The organism is Dactylosporangium sp. CS-033363, from assembly GCF_050942475.1.
Classification (GTDB): domain Bacteria; phylum Actinomycetota; class Actinomycetes; order Mycobacteriales; family Micromonosporaceae; genus Dactylosporangium.
Genome location: NZ_CP192032.1, coordinates 6,614,633 through 6,631,318, shown reverse-complemented (window position 1 = coordinate 6,631,318; position 16,686 = coordinate 6,614,633). Strand labels below are relative to the sequence as shown.

Sequence of the window (16,686 nt, the reverse complement as noted above, 5' to 3'; positions counted from 1 at the left end):
CTCCATGCCCAGAAAACGACTCCTCGCGTTCGTGGCCACGGCGGGCATCGCGATCGCCGCCGCCGCGGCCGCGATTCTCCCCGCGACCGAGGCCAGCGCGGCCGCCTGCGCGCCGGCCTTCGTCAGCAGCACGGTGTACACGGGCGGCATGCAGGCCTCGTACAACGGCCACAACTGGACCGCGAAGTGGTGGACGCAGTACGAGACCCCGAGCACCGGCGGGTCCGGCGTGTGGGCCGACAACGGCTCCTGCGGCGGCAGCACGGGCGGGGGCGGCGGCACCTGCAGCGCCCCGAACTGGGTGGCCGGGCAGTGGTACGGGGTGGGCGCGGTCGTGCGGTACACCAACGGGCTCTACTACGTGGCGACACACGAGAACCCCGGCTATGACCCGACCATCAGCACCTGGTTCTGGTCGCCGACCACGTGCGGCGGCGGGGGCGGCGACACCGGCGGCGGTGGCGGTACGACCGGCTTCGTGGTGAGCGAGGCGCAGTTCAACCAGATGTTCCCGAGCCGCAACGGCTTCTACACGTACGCCGGGCTGACCGACGCGATGAAGAAGTACCCGGCGTTCGCCACCACCGGCAGCGACACGGTCAAGAAGCAGGAGGCCGCGGCGTTCCTGGCCAACGTCTCGCACGAGACCGGCGGGCTGGTCTACATCGACGAGATCAACACCGCCAACTGGCCGACGTACTGCGACTGGTCCCAGCCCTACGGCTGCCCCGCCGGCCAGTCCGCCTACCACGGCCGCGGCCCCATCCAGCTGTCGTGGAACTTCAACTACAAGGCGGCGGGCGACGCGCTCGGCGTCGACCTGCTCAACAACCCCAACCTGGTGGCCACGAACTCGTCGATCTCGTGGCAGACCGGCCTCTGGTACTGGATGACCGGCACCGGCAACGCCGGCACCACGTCCCACAACGCGATGGTCAACGGCCAGGGCTTCGGCACGACCATCCGCGCGATCAACAGCATCGAGTGCAACGGGGGCAACCCGGCGCAGGTGCAGAGCCGCATCAACCTGTACAACCAGTTCGTCGGCATCCTGGGCGTGCCCGCCGGTGGCAACCTGAGCTGCTGAAGTCTGTCGTTCTCGGGGCCGGCCCGCTGGTTGGGCCGGCCCTTCGCGCGCTAGCCTGTGTTGGTTCGCTGCTTCGCTGCTTCGCTGCTTCGGTCGAAGGGGGTGAGAGATCCGTGATCGTCAGTTGGTCCCGTTTCTCGAAGGGCTTCCGTTGTACTTCACTGCCTCAACCTCGTCCGATGGTGTTCTAGAACGTGATTTCGTCCTCGGGGACGTGCCCGGGGTGCTGTGGTCCTCGACGCCCGGCGCGCCACTGGTCCTGATGGGCCACGGCGGCGGGCTGCACAAGAGGACGCCGGCCCAGGTGGCGCGCGCCCGTGCGCTGGTCACCGGTTTCGGCTTTTCCGTGGTCGCCATCGACGCGCCCGGCCACGGCGACCGTCGCCGCTCCGCGCGCGACGAGCGGGCCCGCGCCGAGTTGGGTGCGGCCATGGCCGCGGGCTCCACCGACCGGGTGCGCGCGGTGAGCGCGGCCTACGGGGCCGCCCTGGCCGAGCAGGCCGTGCCCGAGTGGCAGGCCGTGCTCGACGCGCTGCAGCGCCTGCCCGAGATCGGCGACGCTCCGATCGGCTACGGCGGCGGCATCTCCCTCGGCACGGCGATCGGGATTCCGCTCGTCGCCGCCGAACCGCGCATCCGCGCCGCCATCTTCGGCGCGGGGTTCGTGGTGTCCGAGCCGCTGCTGGCGGCGGCCCGGCTTGTGCGGGTGCCGGTGCAGTTCCTGCTGCCGTGGGACGACGAGCACGTGGACCGGGCGTCGGCGCTCGAGTTGTTCGACGCGTTCGGCACGAGCGAGAAGACGTTGCACGCCAACCCCGGCGACCACCGGACCATCCAGTGGCACGGGCTCGACGATCAGTTCCTGGCCCGGCATCTGGCACCGCACTGACCTCCCGGGCCGCGGTGGGTGCGGTGATCTTCGGGGCAGCGGCGGGCGCGGTGATCGTCGAGAATGGCGGCGATGTTCTCGTTGGCTGTGCCGCCGTTGTTCGCCGCGCTCGGTTCCGCGCGCAGCATCCTGATCGCGGGGGCGGGCGGCGGCTTCGACGTGTACGCGGGGCTGCCGCTCGCGCTCGCGCTGTGGGAGCGGGGTGCGGACGTGCACCTCGCGAGCCTGTCGTTCTCCGAGCTCGAACTGATCGACCGGGCCGCGTGGGTGGACGAGCACGTCGTCGAGGTGCGTCCGGAAACGACCTCCCCCGACTGGTACTTCCCGGAGGGCGTGCTCGCCCGCTGGCTGCACGCGCACGAGCTGCCGTCGACGGTGTTCGCGTTCCCGCCGCTCGGGGTGCAGACGTTGCGCGAGGCGTACCGGTATCTGATTGCGCGTCTGGGCATCGACGCGATCGTGCTCGTCGACGGCGGAACGGACATCCTGCTGCGCGGCGACGAGAGCGACCTGGGCACGCCGGTGGAGGACATCACCAGCCTGGCCGCCGTCGCCGCGCTCGATGTGCCGGTGAAGCTCGTGAGCGCGCTCGGGTTCGGCATCGACGCGCACGACGGGGTCAACCACTCGCAGGTGCTGGAGAACCTGGCCGCGCTCACTCTTGCCGGCGGGTACCTCGGCGCCTTGTCCATTCCGGCCGGCAGCCGCGAGGCCCTGCTGTACCGCGACCTCGTCTCATACGCGCACGGCGCTACGGCGCAGCGGCCGAGCATCGTGCAGGGGCAGATCGCCGCCGCGATCGGCGGGGAGTTCGGGGATGTGCGCTTCACCGGGCGTACGAGTGGCAGCACGTTGTTCGTGAATCCGCTCATGGCGATGTACTTCACCGTCGATTTGGATTCGCTCGCCGCGCGCTGCCTGTATCTGGACCGGATCGAGCACACGATCGGGCGGCGGCAGGTGATCAGCCGCATCCAGGCCTACCGCGACGCTCGCGGCAAGGTGCGCATCCCTCGCGCGTTCCCGCACTGAAATACTGCCGGCATGACCACGCTTGCGGGGCGCGTGTATGACGCCTGCCATCTGACCGGGACGTTTCGGCTGCGGTCGGGGCAGGTGAGCGACGAGTACTTCGACAAGTATCTGTTCGAGGGGCAGCCGGCACTGCTGCGGGAGGTCGCCGCGGCGATGGTGGAGCTGCTGCCACCGTGTGACGTGCTGGCCGGGATGGAGATGGGCGGCATCCCCATCGCGACGGTGATGTCGCAGCTCACGGGGTTGCCGACGGTCTTCGTGCGCAAGGAGGCCAAGGCGTACGGCACGGCCCGGGCGGCCGAGGGCGGGCCGGTCGACGGGCGGCGGGTCGTGGTGATCGAGGACGTGGTGACCACCGGCGGTGCGCTGCTCACGTCGTGCGCGATGCTGCGCGATTCCGGCGCCCTGATCGAAACGGTCATCTGCGCGATCGATCGTGAACAGGGCGGGCGCGCGAACCTGGCCGCGGAGGGCCTGGAGCTGCGCGCGGCGCTCACGCGGACGGACCTGAGCGCGACGTAGGGAACCATGTGCGGGCGTGCGGCGCTCACCCGGACGGATCTGAGCACGGCGTAGAGAACCATGTGCGGGCGTGCGGCGTAATAGGAACATGAGCGCACAGCCGAAGCGCATCCCGGGGCAGTCCAACGCGGACTACGAGAACCGGCGGCTCGACCCGAACGCGCAGTTCATCGGGGAGCAGTCGCTGCATGGTGGCGGCGGGTTCGACTGGGTCGGCCGCCTGTGGGTCGCCGCCGCCGACGGCATCGCCGCCCTGCGGCAACGGCGGCGGACCCGGAAGCTGCAGGAAAAGCACCGCAACAACCGGCCGGACTCCGCGAACTGACGGCACACCGGTCTGCCCCGGCGGGGGACCGGGCTCCCGTGAACTGGCGGCGGGCCGGTCTGCCGCGATGGCGGGCCGGGCTCCCGCGAACGGACCGAGCGCCGGGCCGCCGCGGTGGCGGGCCGGGCCCGGGCGGACCGGCGGCGTGACGAGCACTGCGAACGGGGGACCGGGCCCCGCGGACTGGCGGGGCCCGGTCGCGGTGGGTGGTCAGCCGCCGAGTTGGCGCACCATGTTCATGATGGTTTCCAGCTGGGCGCCGCCCTTGATCGGGTAGTTCGTGGCGCCCAGGTAGCCCCACCAGTCCCAGCATCCGTTGGGGTTCACGGCGGATGCGGCGGCCTGGGGGTACAGGATGATGGTGTTGTTCGTGTCGGCGTATTGGTTCAGGTTGGCCTTGTCCACGAACGCGGTGCCGACTGCGCCATAACCTTGCACGCAACCGTGCAGGGCGACGAGCAGGCGGCAGGACTGGCCGGCGGCGCAGGAGCTCGGGACGTACACGAAACCGGAAGAGTCCATGCTCAAACCGGGTGCGTATCCGTTCACCGCGTAGGTGCTCTGGTTGAACTGCACTTTCGTGCCGCGCAGGGTGCCGGTGTTCGGGGCGCTCACCGAACCGAACAGCTTGGTGAGCAGGTCGCGCTGGGGGTCGGTGCCGCAGTTGTTCAAGTATGGCGAGGCGGTCGAGGCGCAGGCCACGGGGCCCTGCGGGGTGACCCAGGAGTGCCCGGCCGGTGAGCCGGTGTCGTAGCGGACGGAGGAGCCGAAGTCACGGAAATACGTGGCGAGGTCGTCATTCACGGACTTCTTCACCGACGTGTCGCCGTTGCCGTGGAACAGGTAGACCGGTTTGCCCGCGAGGTTGCGCACGGGGTCGATCCAGCCGTAGGCGGCCCACAGGCGGGTGTCCGCTTCGAGCGTGCTCAGGTACGTCGGGCTGATGTTGTTGCCGCAGCCGTTGAGCGCCTGGGCGACGTTGTTCTGCGCGCAGTAGTAGGGGCCGGCGGCGAAGACCGCGGTGCCGGCGATGCGGCTGGAGTACGCGACCTGGAGCTGGGTCGCCATGTACCCGCCGGACGAGACGCCGGCGACGTAGACCGAGGAGATGCGGTACCGGCTGAGGCCGGCGGCCGCGGCGGAGGCGGGCACGGTGGCCGACAGGGTCGCGAGGACCAGCGCGGTGGTGGCGGCCACGGCCGCTCGGAGGGCGGTGCGCATGCGGCGACGCTAGTGCGCACCAACACGCATCGTTATCCGTCGACTCCACATGGTTTTCGGGTGGGACATGTTGCGCACCTGGGTTATTGTCGGCGACCGTTGATTTGGATGGTTCGATCCACGGGGGGACGCCCACATGCCACGTCACACGCCGTTCGCCGCTGCCCTGGTGCTGGCCGGGGTGGCCGCCGCCAGCTCGGGCTGCCTGGGCTTTCCCGATGCGGAGGCCGACCCGGTCCGCCCCGCCGTCACGCCCAGCGTCAGCCGCTCGCCCGCCCCGCCGCCGGCCAAGGACGACGTGGTCGCGGCGCTCACCAAGCTCATGAGCGGGCAGTACACCTTCCATGTAGTGAGCAACCTGCCGTCCGAGGACGACGGCAAGGTCGACGCGAGCGGCGGCTTCGACCACGCGGGCAAGATCTACGAGGAGAACGTGACCATCACCGGCGGCAAGTACCCGGGGCACATCCACCGCATCGTGTTCGACAAGGACCTGTACAGCCGCGCCGACGAGAAGGACAAGTGGGTCCACCTCGACCTGGCGCGGGCCAAGCACCCGGACTTCGACGGCGTCGACATGGAGAACCCGACCGGCCTGCCGCAGTTCACCAGCGGCATCGTCTCGGCGACGAAGACCGGCCCGACCTCGTACAAGGGCCTGTTCGACCCGATGTCCGGCGAGGGCGAGTTCCTGCCCGTCGGCCACCCGTCGATCGTCGCCTTCTACACCAAGGACGTGCCGTTCACGATGGAGGTCGACGCGCAGGGCAATGTGACCGCCGTGCACGTCGAGATGGAGCAGACGGACAAGCCGGCGGTCGTCATGGACACGACGTTCGCCAACCACGGCAAGCCGTTGGCCACCCAGCGACCCGCCAAGAACAAGACCGGCGAGGCCGACAGCATGTATTACAACTAACTGACGCCTCGTGCTCGGGACCTTCGGCCCTGCCCTGCCTGCCCCGCTCCGGAGCAGGATGGGGGCATGATCAGTCTCAACGATCTCATGGCGGCACACCCGTTCCTGGCCGGTCTGCCGCCGCGCGACGTCGAGCGGCTCACGCTGTGGGCGCATCGCGCACCATTCCGGGCAGGAACCCGCATCTTCGACGAGCACGGCCGCGCCGAACGGTTCTGGCTCATCCGGGAGGGGTTCGTCGACCTGGACACTCGCCTGCCCGGCGGTGAGCGAGTGGTCATCGAGACCCTCGGCCCGGGTGCGGTGCTCGGCTGGTCGTGGCTGTTTCCGCCGTACCGCTGGCACTTCGGCGCGGTCACCGCCGGTCCGGTGCTGGCGATCGCGTTGGACGGGGCGGGCGTGCGCGGACTGTGCGATGCGGACCCGGCGTTCGGCCTGGATCTGACGCGGCGCTTCATGGCCGTCGTGATCGACCGCATGCAGGCGACGCGCTCGCGGCTTCCGCAGGGGCGTCCGGTCCTCACCTGAACCGGACGTCCGGTCCTGACCCTGGCTGGACGCCCGGGCCGCGACGTTTCGTGTGGGGCGGGCCGCGGCGCTTCGCGTGAGACGGCTGCGGCGCTTCGCGTGAGACAGGCCGCGGCGCTTCGTGTGGGACGGGCCGCGGCGGTTCGCGTGGGACGGGCTGCGGTGCTTCGTGTGAGGCGGGCCGCGGCGCTTCGTGCGAGGCGGGGCGCGGCGGTTCGCGCGAGACAGGCCGTACGCTGGGGCGATGACGCGTCCGTTGTGGACATGCCCGTCGTGCGGCCGGACGTTTGCCAACCGCAACCAGACGCACACGTGCGCGCCGCTCGGTTCGCTGGATGCGCACTTCGCCGGTCGCGCGCCGCATGTGCGCGCCACGTTCGACGCGGTTCTGGCCGAGGTGACGGCGCTCGGGCCGGTCTCGGTGTTGCCGGAGCGGACGCGGATCGCGTTGCATGCGCGGATGAGCTTCGCGGCGTTCGTGCCGCGGGCACGATGGCTCGATGGCCATCTCGTGCTCGCCCGGGCGATCGAACATGCGCGGTTCCGGCGGATCGAGCGATTCTCGGCGCACAATGTCCTGCACGCGTTCCGGCTGAGCGCTCCCGCGGACGTCGACGCGGAGTTCGCGGGCTGGCTGGCCGAGGCCTACGCCGTCGGCCGCCAGCGCCACCGCTCACCGCCAGGGGATCTGCGGTGACGGGTAGAAGTTGATGCCCTCCGCCCGCCAGCGGGGTGCCTGCGCGGCCAGGCGCAGTTCGAACGCGTCCCAGTTGTGCGTGGACGCCGGCGACCAGCCCAGCTCGGCGATGGCCGGCAGCCGCGGGAACGCCATGTACTCCAGATCCGCCGACGTGCGCAGCGTCTCGGTCCACAGTGGAGCCTCGACGCCGCGGATCGCCGAGGACGGGGCGCCGGGCAGGTAGGTGCCGGGGTCCCAGCCGTACGCGTCGCGCACCTCGATCAGCGCCGCCCAGTCCTGCCCGAGCGGGGTGCTGCCGTTGTACTTCATGTCCAGGTACGCGAGGTTCGCCGGCGACAGCACCACACCCGAGGCGCCCGCGGGACTGTCGTTCGTGGTGCCCCAGTACTGCGCGACCGTGCCCGCAAGCGGCGTCGCGGCCGCGATCTGGTGCCAGGCCTGGACGCGCTTGCCGTGCGCGGCGACGATGCCCTGGACGCGGTTCATGAACGCGATGTAGTCGGCCTGGCTCGTGGCGTGCGCCTCGTCGCCGCCGATGTGCAGGTACGCGCCGGGCGTGAGCGCGGCCAGTTCGCCGATCACGTCGTCCAGGAACGTGTACGTGACGTCCTTGTGCACGCACAGCGAGCTGAACCCGACATCTGTCCCGGTGTACAGCGGCGGCGCGACCCCGTCGCAGTTGAGCTCGGCGTACGAGGCGAGCGCGGCGTTCACGTGCCCGGGCATGTCGATCTCGGGGATGACGGTGACGTACCGGCTCGCGGCGTACTGAATGATCGCCCGGTACTGCGCCTGCGTGTAATAGCCGCCGGGATCGCCGTCGACCGCGGTGCTGCCGCCATAGGTCGCCAGCCGCGGCCAGCTGTTGATCATCAGGCGCCAGCCCTGGTCGTCGGCCAAATGCAAGTGCAAGGTGTTTATCTTGTACTGCACGAGCTGATCGATGTACCGCTCGACCTGCGCCATGGTGAAGAAGTGCCGCGCGACATCGAGCATCGCGCCGCGGTACGCGAACCGCGGCGCGTCGGCGACGTGCCCGGCCGGAATTACGTGACCGTTCACGATCTGGCGCAGGGTCTGGACGCCGGCGAACAGTCCATTTGCGCGGCCTGCGGTGAGCGTGACGCCGCGGCCGCTCACGTCGAGGCGATAGCTCTCGCTTGGCGCGTTCGAACCGCCGGTGATGAGCGAAATGGTGTTGCCGCCGCGGCTCGGGCGCACGATGGGCAACGGCTGGCCGGTGCTGTGGCGCAGGATGCCGGCCAGGTAGTCGGCGACGCCCTGCGCGCCCGGGCCGGCCGTGATCGTGGTGTGCCGGTCGATCGTGAACCCGCCGCGCTCGGCCCCGGCGGACACCGGCGCCGGCAGGATCTCGGTGTAGGCGGTGCTGGGCGCGGCGGCGGTGATGGGCTCCGCGACCGCGACGGTGGACGCGCCGGCGGTGACGAGGGCCGCGAGGACCGCTCGGCCGAACCTGGACGGCATCGCACCCCTCCGAACGGTAATGACGGGCGCGCGAGGATGACCGTCGGTACCGTCTGACCCCATGCAAGAGTATGAGCGATTGGTGACGGAGGCATTGGAAGTACCGCTGCGGGGGTGGGATTTTTCCTGGCTGGAGGGGCGGGCGACCGGCTCTGACCCGTCCTGGTCGTATCCGGACCTGGCCCGTGCGCACCTGCGCGCGGATCTGCTCGACATCGACACGGGCGGCGGCGAACTGCTCGCGACGCTGCGACCGACGCGCGGCACGATCGCCACCGAGGGCTATGCGCCGAACGTCTCCGTGGCCCGGGAGCGCCTCGGCCCGCTGGGCGTCGATGTTCGGTTCGCGCCCGATGCGACACTGCCGCTGGACGATGCGTGCGTCGATCTGGTGCTCAACCGCCACGGACGGCTGAATGCGGCCGAGATCGCGCGCGTCCTGCGGTCCGGCGGCGAGCTGCTCACGCAACAGGTGGGCAGCGCGGACTGCGCGGACCTGAACGCCGCGCTGGGTGCCCCGCCGGCGTACGAGGAGCCGTGGAACGCCGAGATTGCCGCGCAGGCCCTGACGGCGGCCGGGCTGCGCGTGACGGACGTGCGCGAGGAGTTCCCGCCGCTGGCGTTCGCGGATGTGGGCGCCGTGGTGTACCAGCTGCGGGCGGTGCCGTGGCAGGTGCGCGACTTCACCGTGGCGCGGTATGCGGACGAGCTCAAGCGAATGCATGAACGTGGCGGTATCACCGTCTGCGCGCACCGCTTCCTCATCCACGCCCGCGGCGAGTAGTCACGTCCGCCGCGAGTAGTCACGTCGGCCGGGAGAGGTCACGTCCGCCGCGAGTAGTCACGTCCGCCGGGAGTCGACACGTCCGTCGGAGCAGTCGCGCCCGCCGGAGTAGTCGTCGGGACCGGTGGCCGTTCGGGCTCGCGAAGGCGGCGGCGATCACCGCGTCCGTGTCGTGCCGCGGGTGGGCCCGGCCACGAAACGCCGGTGTCGCCGTGCCGGCGGTGGGGCGGCAGGGCACGATGGGGATCATGAGTCTTCGCGCCCGGCTGCTGCGCGCGGCCGGCCTCCTCGCGCTGGTGGCGCTGGTGGTCGCCGCCGCGCTGCTCGTCGGGGTTCCCGACCAGCAGCAGCTGCGCGGTCAGGTGGAGGCGCTGGGCTGGTGGGCGCCGGTGGCCTTCAGCGCCCTGTACGCGGCGGTGTCGCTCTCCCCGCTGCCGAAGACCGTCTTCACCCTCGCCGCCGGCGCGCTGTTCGGGCTGGTGCCGGGCCTCGTGGTCGTCGTGGCCGGGGCGATGCTGGGCGCCGTCGCCGCGTTCTACCTCGGCCGTTTGCTCGGCCGGGACACCGTGCGCTGGCTCACCGGCGGCCGCCTCGACCGGCTCGACCCGCTGCTCACGGGCCGCCGCGGCTTCCGCACGGTGCTCGTCGCCCGGCTGATCCCGATCGTGCCGTTCACCGCGGTCAACTACGTCGCCGGGCTCACCTCGGTCCGGCTGCGCGACTTCATCGCCGGGACCGCGCTGGGTATCCTGCCGGCGACCACGGCGTATGTGACGGTGGGCGCCTACGGCTGGCAGCCCGGCGCCTGGCCGATGTGGGCCGCCTTGGCCACGCTGGTGCTGCTCACCGTCGGCGGGCTGCTCGGCGAGCGCTACCGCCGCCGCCGGGCCGGCGCCCGAGCCGACGGCGATCCCGCCGGTGGTCAGTCGGTCAGGTCGGTGAGCGGCGGGCCGTAGGGCCGCAGCCGCAGGCCGAGCACGTCGTACTCGGAGTAGGAGGCGATGTCGTCCATGGTCTCCACCAGCAGCGCCCGGTCGCCGCGGCGCCACACCGCCCGGTAGCGGTCGCTCGCGGCGGTCAGCACCATCTCCGCAGCGCCGAGCCGGGCCGTGACGAGGGCGGTCAGCCGGTCGCGCTCGGCGTGGAAGCCGGCCCGTCGGGCGTCCGGGTGCCGGGTGAACGACGGCGGCAGGTCCTCGTCCAGTTCCTCCAGCACCATGAGCGACACGCCATGACCCGAGTGGCGGTTGCGCGGGCAGAGCGATTTCGCCGCCGGTCGGGTGCGGTGGACCTCATGGTCGTTGCCGTGTGCGAGCAGGAGTGGTGCAGGCCGGGTGCAGGGTGACGGGTGCCGGATGACATCGCGTCGGGTGGTTGGGCGGACCGGGCGGCCAGGTGGCCGGAACCGGGTCACGGGGCGTGATTTCGCGGGCGCGGCCGGTCATCGTTGATCTCGCGCCGGTGAGGAGTTCGCCGGCGGGAACGGAGTACCCCATGCCTAGATCTGCTTTGCGGCGGCGGGCGGCGGCAGGACGCCGAATCGCTGCGGCCCTCACGGCCGCGGCTGCCGTGGTCGCCGGAGTCGGCGCGGCCGCAGGACCTGTACAGCACGCCGTCGGCAACGGTGGCTGGGCGACGAGCGCCTGGCTCGGCAGCAGCAGCACCAGTACCGGCACCACCCTGGCGGCGGTTCGCCAGGCCATCAACGCGTCCACGGGCGCGGCGGCCGGGTTGACCGGCGCCGGCGTCGGGGTCGCGCTCATCGACACCGGCGTCGCGCCCGTGGCCGGGTTGCCGGCTTCCCAGATCGTCAACGGGCCCGACCTGTCCTTCGAGTCGCAGGACCCGGATCTGCGCTACCTGGACACGTACGGGCACGGCACGCACATGGCCGGCATCATCGTCGGCAACGACACCGCGACCGGCACCGTCGGCATCGCGCCGAAGGCCAAGCTCACCTCGATCAAGGTCGGCACGTCCAACGGGGCCGTCGACGTGTCGCAGATGATCGCGGCGGTCGACTGGGTGGTCGCGCACAAGAACGACGACCCGTCGAACCCGATCCGGATCATCAACCTGTCGTACGGCACGGGCGGCACTCCCTATTCGTGGAGTGACCCGGTGCAGTACGCGGTCGAGCAGGCCTGGCTCAACGGTATCGTCGTCGTGGCCGCGGCCGGCAACGACGGCAACAGCGACATCGTGGTGAGCGACCCGGCCAGCGACCCGGCGGTCATCGCCGTCGCCGCCGGCACCACCAAGGGCACGGCGAGCGCGACCGACGACGACTTCGCCTCATTCGCGACCATCGGCGGCAGCAACCGCAGCGTCGACCTGCTGGTTCCCGGCGAGTCGATCGTCTCGCTGGCCGTCCCGGGCTCGAACGTCGACCTGTCGTACCCGTCGGCCAAGGTCGGTTCGACGCTGCTGCGCGGCAGCGGCAGCTCGCAGTCGGCGGCGGTCACCTCGGCCGCGATCGCGCTGCTGCTGCAGGCCCGGCCGACGCTGACGCCGGACCAGGTCAAGACCGTGCTGACCCAGTCCTCGACGTTCGTGTCGGGCCTGGCCATGCAGCGCAACATCAAGGAGCTCAACCTCAACGGCGCGCTCGCCTCGCAGAGCCTGTGGGCCAGCGGCTGGAACCGCTCCACCGGCAACGGCAAGCTCGACGACGCCCGCGGCGCCAGCCGGGTGGTCCGCGACAACGTGGCGCTCAGCGGCGACAACACCGTCTGGGGGCCGTTCAGCTCCGCCGCCTGGGCCCCGAAGAGCGCCAACGTGACGGCGTGGTCCGGCGGCACCTGGATGGGCTACCGCCTGGCCGGCGACGGCTGGACCGGCTCCTCGTGGGCCTCGAAGACCTGGGCCGCCGGCACCTGGTCGGGCAAGCCCTGGACCGGGGCCACGTCCTGGACCGACCCCGACTGGGAGGGTCACTACTGGTCCGGCCGCACGTGGAACGGCCACTACTGGTCGGGTCACTACTGGTCGAGCGACGACTGGTCGACCGCGTACTGGAACTGAACCAAAACGAGCGCTCGAACTGAACAAAACGAGCGCTGGAACTGAACAGAAGACGAGCGCTGGAACTGAACGAAAAACGAGCGCCGGGCCGGCAACGGCCCGGCGCTCGTTTGCCAAAACGCTCACACGAGCGGTCCGCGACCCGAAGAGACGTATGACACAGCGCGAAGTACTGCACACACTGTGCGACGTTTTCGGGTGTGAGGGAGTTGCGGCGGCATGGCGGGAGCGACGATCGGGCGGAAGCTCGCGGTCATCTTCGTCGGCATCGCGGTGGTGTTCGGGGCGGTGTGCACGGTGGCGTACCTGTCCGTGGACTCGCTGGTGACGAACACGAGCATGGTGCAGCACACCTATCAGGTGCTCGGCCGCGTCGAGGCGCTCAACTCGAGCCTCAAGGACGCCGAGACCGGGCAGCGCGGGTTCGTGATCACGGGCGAGGACGACTACCTCGCGCCGTACACCCAGGCGCTGACCGACCTCGCAAGTGAGCAGCAGGCCCTGCGCACGCTCACGGCGGACAACGCCGGGCAGCAGCAGCGCCTCGACCAGCTCGCCCCGCTGATCACCCAGAAGCTCGGCGAGCTCAAGCAGACCGTCGACCTGCGCCGGGCCCAGGGCTTCGACGCCGCGCAGAAGGTGGTGCTCACCAACGCCGGCAAGGCGGTGATGGACCAGATCCGCACGCTCACGAGCGCGATGTACACCGAGGAGTCCGGACTGCTCGCGGCGCGCGCGAAGGCCGCGAACTCGGCCGAGACCCGCACCAAGACGAGCATCGTCGCCGGCGTGATGGTGCTGCTGGCCGGCATGGTCGCGGCCGGGCTGACGATGACGCGGCAGACCACCCGGCGGGTGCACCGGCTGCGCGACACGATCACGGCGCTGGCCCGCGGCGACCTGACCGCGACCGCGAACCTGGCCACGAACGACGAGTTCGGCCGGATGGGGCGCGAACTGGACACCGCGATGGCGTCCGTTCGCGCAACCGTGCAGGACCTCGCCGGTACCGCGGAACTGCTCACGACCTCCGCCGGCGAGCTGTCGAAGGTGAGCGGCGACCTCAACCTCGGCGCCGACGAGGCCTCGGGCAAGGCGTCCCAGGCCGCGTACGCCGCCGACGAGGTGAACACGAACGTGCAGTCGGTCGCGGCCGGGGCCGAGCAGATGACCGTGTCGATCCAGGAGATCGCGAGCACGTCCTCGCGCGCGGCGGCGGTGGCCAACCAGTCGCTGGAGATCACCCGCTCCACCGCCGCGCAGCTGGAGACGCTCGGGCAGGCCAGCGCGCAGATCGGCGAGGTGGTCCGGCTGATCACCTCGATCGCCGAGCAGACGAACCTGCTCGCGCTCAACGCCACGATCGAGGCGGCCCGGGCGGGCGATGCCGGCAAGGGCTTCGCGGTCGTGGCGAGCGAGGTGAAGGACCTGGCCCAGGAGACCGCCCGCGCGACCGACGACATCACCCGCCGCATCGGCGCCATCCAGACCGGCAGCGACGGGGCGAGCGCGGCGATGCACCGCATCGAGGAGGTGATCGGGCAGCTGACCGAGTTCAGCCACACCATCGCGGCCGCGGTCGAGCAGCAGTCGGCGACCACGAACGAGATGACCCGCTCGATCAACGACGCGGCCCGCGGCGCCGGCGATGTCCACGCGAGCTTCTCGGCCGTCGCCGCGGTGACCACGGCGACCTCGGAGTCGGCCCGCTCCAGCCAGCGCGCGGCCGACGACCTGGCCGGGCTCGCGGGCCGGCTCAACGGCATGGTCGCCCGGTTCACCTACTGACGGCGCTCGTACAGCTTCCCTTCAGGTTCGGTCGCTACCTTGGGTAGTGGCCTACAAGTTGTAGGAGCGTCTCCGAGGCGATTGGCGAAGCATGCACTGGCTCGATCCGGAGTACCTCATCTCGACGTTCGGCCTGATCGGCATCCTCGCGATCGTGTTCGCCGAGTCCGGCCTGCTGATCGGGTTCTTCCTGCCCGGTGACTCGCTGTTGTTCACGACCGGACTCCTGGTCGCCTCGGACAAGTACCTGACGCAACCGCTGTGGCTGGTGTGCCTGCTGGTCACGGTCGCCGCGATCGCCGGGGACCAGTTCGGCTACCTGTTCGGCCGGCGCGTCGGCCCGGCGCTGTTCCGCCGGCCGGATGCGCGCCTGTTCAAACAGTCGAACCTGACCAAGGCGCAGGAGTTCTTCGACAAGTACGGTGCGCGTTCGATCGTGCTCGCGCGTTTCGTGCCGATCGTGCGCACGTTCACCCCGATCGTGGCCGGGGCGAGCGGGATGCATTATCGGACGTTCGTGCTGTACAACGTGATCGGCGGGGTCCTGTGGTCGTGCGGGGTGACGACGCTCGGCTACTTCCTGGGGCAGATCGCGTTCGTGCGTGACCACATCGAGCTGATCCTCATCGGCATCGTCGTGCTGTCGGTCGTGCCGATCGCGATCGAGCTGCTGCGCGCCCGAGCAAAGACCCGCTCGACCCGCGCGTGAGCGCTGTGCCAGGCTTGGATGCCATGACGTCGTTCCTGGCCGCGATCCCGAGCCCGGCCCGCGGCGTGTGGCACCTCGGCCCGCTGCCGATCCGCGCCTACGCGCTGTGCATCATCGCCGGCATTGTCGTCGCCGTCGCCCTGACCACCCGCCGCTGGGTCGCGTCCGGCGGGCGCCGCGACGACATCGTCGACGTGGCCATGTGGGCCGTCCCCTTCGGCATCCTCGGCGGCCGGATCTATCACGTTGTGACCGACCCCGAGTTGTACTTCGCCGACGGCCGCAATCCCGTCCGCGCGCTGTACGTCTGGGAGGGCGGCCTCGGCATCTGGGGCGCGATCGCGCTCGGCGCGGTGGGCGCCTGGATCGGCTGCCGGCGCCGCGGCATCTCCCTGGCCGCCTTCGCCGACGCCGCCGCCCCGGGCCTCGTTGTCGCGGAGGCGATCGGCCGGCTCGGCAACTACTTCAACCAGGAACTGTACGGCCGCCCGACCAACCTGCCGTGGGCGCTGCGCATCGATCCGGAGCACCGGCCCGCCGCGACGCCGGACATCGCGCTGTACCACCCGACGTTCCTGTACGAGGCCCTGTGGTGCCTCGGCGTCGCCGCCCTGGTCCTGTGGGCCGAGCGCCGCTTCGCGCTGCGCAACGGGCAGGCGCTGGCGCTGTGCATCGCGGCGTACACCGTCGGCCGGTTCTGGGTGGAACTGCTCCGGGTGGACACGGTCAACCACGTGTTCGGTGTTCGCCTGAACACCTTCACGAGCGCGATCGTGTTCGCCGCCGCCGTGGGCGCCCTGTGGTGGAGCCGAACGCACACAAAGGAACGGGCCGGCGCGTCGTGAACGACATCCTGGTCCGGTACCCCGATGCGCGGATCGATACGCGTCCGCTCGAGAACGGCAGCACGTTCACGACCGTCTCGTACCGCGACGACGACCCGGCCCTCATCGTCATCGCCTCGCCCGAGCATCCCGATGTGCAGATCGTGTGCGCGGAGTACACGTTCGACGGCATCGCGCGCTCGGACGTCGCACACTTCGTGGCGTCGATGTTCGAGCGGACCGCACGGCTGACGATCTCGCGCCGGCCGTGGCGCTTCGCGGAACTGCACGTGCCGGTGGGCGGCCGGACGTTCACGGCGAGCCGGCGGTACAAGGACGATCTGGAGCCTTGGGAATCCGCGCTGGTCCGCGGATGAGGCGCGCGCTCCTCGCGGGGACCGCCCTGCTGGTGGTGGGGCTGATCGGGACGCTCGGCATGCTGGCGGCGCTCGTTCCGTCATGGCGCGCGGCCCACGGCGGTGGCCGCACCGGCACTTTCACGCTGACCGAGTTCGCCCCGTGCGACCGGTGGGAGCCGCCGAGACAGCGCTGCGCGTGGTACGGCGACTTCGTCAGCGACGACGGCTCCGTGGTCCGTGCCCGGCAGCGGCTGGTCGGCGGGCTGGCCAAGGGTGCGAAGGCCGGCGAGACCCTGCCGGCCCGCGACGTCGGCAGCCCCGGGCTGATCTACCCGCTGGACCACACCGGGAACTGGGGCCCGTACCGCGAGTTCCTCGCGGGCTTCGCGGCGATGTCCGTGGCCGGCCTCGTCCTGACTCGGCCCTGGCGCCTCCACGCATGGCTCCGATCGACGAAAGCCCGACCTGAGCGGTGAGTCCGGAACGG

At 70.8% G+C, this 16,686-nt stretch carries 19 protein-coding genes; 16 read left to right on the top strand and 3 right to left on the bottom strand.

What is annotated here, in order from left to right; translation table 11 throughout:
- Positions 1-4: 4 nt before the first annotated feature.
- The 5 genes from ACQPZ4_RS30675 to ACQPZ4_RS30655 all read left to right on the top strand — a co-directional run bounded on the left by ACQPZ4_RS30675 (position 5) and on the right by ACQPZ4_RS30655 (position 3,858).
- The gene (locus ACQPZ4_RS30675; protein ID WP_433042967.1) at positions 5-1,087 is read left to right on the top strand and encodes a glycoside hydrolase family 19 protein; all 1,083 of its coding nucleotides are present in this window, start codon (positions 5-7) and stop codon (positions 1,085-1,087) included.
- 214 nt (positions 1,088-1,301) lie between these two features.
- A complete protein-coding gene (locus tag ACQPZ4_RS30670) occupies positions 1,302-1,976 on the top strand; it encodes an alpha/beta hydrolase (protein ID WP_433042964.1) in 675 nt (224 codons plus the stop codon).
- A 72-nt stretch (positions 1,977-2,048) separates the two neighbouring features.
- Positions 2,049-3,008, top strand: a complete 960-nt coding sequence (locus ACQPZ4_RS30665; protein WP_433042961.1) for a DUF1152 domain-containing protein — start codon at positions 2,049-2,051, stop codon at positions 3,006-3,008.
- Positions 3,009-3,020: 12 nt separating this feature from the next.
- Complete coding sequence (gene pyrE / locus ACQPZ4_RS30660) at positions 3,021-3,533, top strand: orotate phosphoribosyltransferase (RefSeq protein WP_433042958.1); 513 nt, start codon at positions 3,021-3,023, stop codon at positions 3,531-3,533.
- Between the two features lie 88 nt (positions 3,534-3,621).
- The gene (locus ACQPZ4_RS30655) at positions 3,622-3,858 is read left to right on the top strand and encodes a hypothetical protein (protein WP_433042955.1); all 237 of its coding nucleotides are present in this window, start codon (positions 3,622-3,624) and stop codon (positions 3,856-3,858) included.
- Between the two features lie 210 nt (positions 3,859-4,068).
- Here ACQPZ4_RS30655 and ACQPZ4_RS30650 read toward each other — a convergent pair whose 3' ends face one another.
- Entirely contained in the window at positions 4,069-5,079 is a 1,011-nt protein-coding gene (locus tag ACQPZ4_RS30650; protein WP_433042952.1) for an extracellular catalytic domain type 2 short-chain-length polyhydroxyalkanoate depolymerase, read from the bottom strand.
- A 136-nt stretch (positions 5,080-5,215) separates the two neighbouring features.
- Between ACQPZ4_RS30650 and ACQPZ4_RS30645 the strand changes: the two genes are divergently transcribed.
- From ACQPZ4_RS30645 to ACQPZ4_RS30635, 3 genes are all read left to right on the top strand, one after another.
- Positions 5,216-5,998 carry a hypothetical protein gene (locus ACQPZ4_RS30645; protein ID WP_433042949.1) on the top strand — a complete coding sequence of 261 codons (783 nt, stop codon included), beginning with the start codon at positions 5,216-5,218 and terminating at the stop codon, positions 5,996-5,998.
- 66 nt (positions 5,999-6,064) lie between these two features.
- Entirely contained in the window at positions 6,065-6,526 is a 462-nt protein-coding gene (locus ACQPZ4_RS30640; protein ID WP_433042946.1) for a Crp/Fnr family transcriptional regulator, read from the top strand.
- 244 nt (positions 6,527-6,770) lie between these two features.
- Positions 6,771-7,223 (top strand): DUF5655 domain-containing protein, encoded by a 453-nt coding sequence (locus tag ACQPZ4_RS30635; RefSeq protein ID WP_433042943.1) that lies wholly within the window; start codon positions 6,771-6,773, stop codon positions 7,221-7,223.
- Here ACQPZ4_RS30635 and ACQPZ4_RS30630 read toward each other — a convergent pair.
- On the bottom strand, positions 7,200-8,711 hold the full coding sequence (locus ACQPZ4_RS30630) for a beta-N-acetylhexosaminidase (RefSeq protein ID WP_433042941.1): 1,512 nt from the start codon (positions 8,709-8,711) through the stop codon (positions 7,200-7,202). The genes ACQPZ4_RS30635 and ACQPZ4_RS30630 overlap by 24 nt on opposite strands.
- 61 nt (positions 8,712-8,772) lie before the next feature.
- Here ACQPZ4_RS30630 and ACQPZ4_RS30625 point away from each other — a divergent pair, with 61 nt between their 5' ends.
- Positions 8,773-9,495, top strand: a complete 723-nt coding sequence (locus ACQPZ4_RS30625) for a class I SAM-dependent methyltransferase (protein WP_433042938.1) — start codon at positions 8,773-8,775, stop codon at positions 9,493-9,495.
- Positions 9,496-9,743: 248 nt separating this feature from the next.
- On the top strand, positions 9,744-10,451 hold the full coding sequence (locus tag ACQPZ4_RS30620; RefSeq protein ID WP_433042935.1) for a TVP38/TMEM64 family protein: 708 nt from the start codon (positions 9,744-9,746) through the stop codon (positions 10,449-10,451).
- Here ACQPZ4_RS30620 and ACQPZ4_RS30615 read toward each other — a convergent pair.
- Complete coding sequence (locus ACQPZ4_RS30615; protein WP_433042932.1) at positions 10,418-10,723, bottom strand: hypothetical protein; 306 nt, start codon at positions 10,721-10,723, stop codon at positions 10,418-10,420. The two genes, ACQPZ4_RS30620 and ACQPZ4_RS30615, sit on opposite strands and share 34 nt — an antisense overlap.
- Before the next feature lie 341 nt (positions 10,724-11,064).
- Here ACQPZ4_RS30615 and ACQPZ4_RS30610 point away from each other — a divergent pair, with 341 nt between their 5' ends.
- From ACQPZ4_RS30610 to ACQPZ4_RS30585, 6 genes are all read left to right on the top strand, one after another.
- A complete protein-coding gene (locus tag ACQPZ4_RS30610) occupies positions 11,065-12,519 on the top strand; it encodes a S8 family serine peptidase (RefSeq protein ID WP_433042929.1) in 1,455 nt (484 codons plus the stop codon).
- A 219-nt stretch (positions 12,520-12,738) separates the two neighbouring features.
- Positions 12,739-14,307, top strand: coding sequence for a methyl-accepting chemotaxis protein (locus tag ACQPZ4_RS30605; RefSeq protein ID WP_433042926.1), 1,569 nt, complete (start codon positions 12,739-12,741; stop codon positions 14,305-14,307).
- Between the two features lie 91 nt (positions 14,308-14,398).
- Positions 14,399-15,016 (top strand): DedA family protein, encoded by a 618-nt coding sequence (locus ACQPZ4_RS30600; protein ID WP_433042923.1) that lies wholly within the window; start codon positions 14,399-14,401, stop codon positions 15,014-15,016.
- Between the two features lie 23 nt (positions 15,017-15,039).
- The gene (gene lgt, locus ACQPZ4_RS30595; protein ID WP_433042921.1) at positions 15,040-15,861 is read left to right on the top strand and encodes a prolipoprotein diacylglyceryl transferase; all 822 of its coding nucleotides are present in this window, start codon (positions 15,040-15,042) and stop codon (positions 15,859-15,861) included.
- Entirely contained in the window at positions 15,858-16,217 is a 360-nt protein-coding gene (locus ACQPZ4_RS30590) for a hypothetical protein (RefSeq protein ID WP_433042918.1), read from the top strand. The genes lgt and ACQPZ4_RS30590 overlap by 4 nt, the downstream gene beginning before the upstream one ends.
- Complete coding sequence (locus tag ACQPZ4_RS30585) at positions 16,214-16,675, top strand: hypothetical protein (protein ID WP_433042915.1); 462 nt, start codon at positions 16,214-16,216, stop codon at positions 16,673-16,675. Before ACQPZ4_RS30590 ends, ACQPZ4_RS30585 begins: the two co-directional genes overlap by 4 nt.
- Positions 16,676-16,686: the final 11 nt, after the last annotated feature.

What these genes read in the sequence shown, in the direction of transcription:
- ACQPZ4_RS30675 (WP_433042967.1), top strand. Translation starts at nt 5, where the DNA reads ATGCCCAGAAAACGACTCCTCGCGTTCGTGGCCACGGCGGGCATCGCG.
- ACQPZ4_RS30665 (WP_433042961.1), top strand. Translation starts at nt 2,049, where the DNA reads ATGTTCTCGTTGGCTGTGCCGCCGTTGTTCGCCGCGCTCGGTTCCGCG.
- pyrE (WP_433042958.1), top strand. Translation starts at nt 3,021, where the DNA reads ATGACCACGCTTGCGGGGCGCGTGTATGACGCCTGCCATCTGACCGGG.
- ACQPZ4_RS30655 (WP_433042955.1), top strand. Translation starts at nt 3,622, where the DNA reads ATGAGCGCACAGCCGAAGCGCATCCCGGGGCAGTCCAACGCGGACTAC.
- ACQPZ4_RS30650 (WP_433042952.1), bottom strand. Translation starts at nt 5,079, where the DNA reads ATGCGCACCGCCCTCCGAGCGGCCGTGGCCGCCACCACCGCGCTGGTC.
- ACQPZ4_RS30645 (WP_433042949.1), top strand. Translation starts at nt 5,216, where the DNA reads ATGCCACGTCACACGCCGTTCGCCGCTGCCCTGGTGCTGGCCGGGGTG.
- ACQPZ4_RS30640 (WP_433042946.1), top strand. Translation starts at nt 6,065, where the DNA reads ATGATCAGTCTCAACGATCTCATGGCGGCACACCCGTTCCTGGCCGGT.
- ACQPZ4_RS30635 (WP_433042943.1), top strand. Translation starts at nt 6,771, where the DNA reads ATGACGCGTCCGTTGTGGACATGCCCGTCGTGCGGCCGGACGTTTGCC.
- ACQPZ4_RS30630 (WP_433042941.1), bottom strand. Translation starts at nt 8,711, where the DNA reads ATGCCGTCCAGGTTCGGCCGAGCGGTCCTCGCGGCCCTCGTCACCGCC.
- ACQPZ4_RS30625 (WP_433042938.1), top strand. Translation starts at nt 8,773, where the DNA reads ATGCAAGAGTATGAGCGATTGGTGACGGAGGCATTGGAAGTACCGCTG.
- ACQPZ4_RS30620 (WP_433042935.1), top strand. Translation starts at nt 9,744, where the DNA reads ATGAGTCTTCGCGCCCGGCTGCTGCGCGCGGCCGGCCTCCTCGCGCTG.
- ACQPZ4_RS30605 (WP_433042926.1), top strand. Translation starts at nt 12,739, where the DNA reads ATGGCGGGAGCGACGATCGGGCGGAAGCTCGCGGTCATCTTCGTCGGC.
- ACQPZ4_RS30600 (WP_433042923.1), top strand. Translation starts at nt 14,399, where the DNA reads ATGCACTGGCTCGATCCGGAGTACCTCATCTCGACGTTCGGCCTGATC.
- lgt (WP_433042921.1), top strand. Translation starts at nt 15,040, where the DNA reads ATGACGTCGTTCCTGGCCGCGATCCCGAGCCCGGCCCGCGGCGTGTGG.
- ACQPZ4_RS30585 (WP_433042915.1), top strand. Translation starts at nt 16,214, where the DNA reads ATGAGGCGCGCGCTCCTCGCGGGGACCGCCCTGCTGGTGGTGGGGCTG.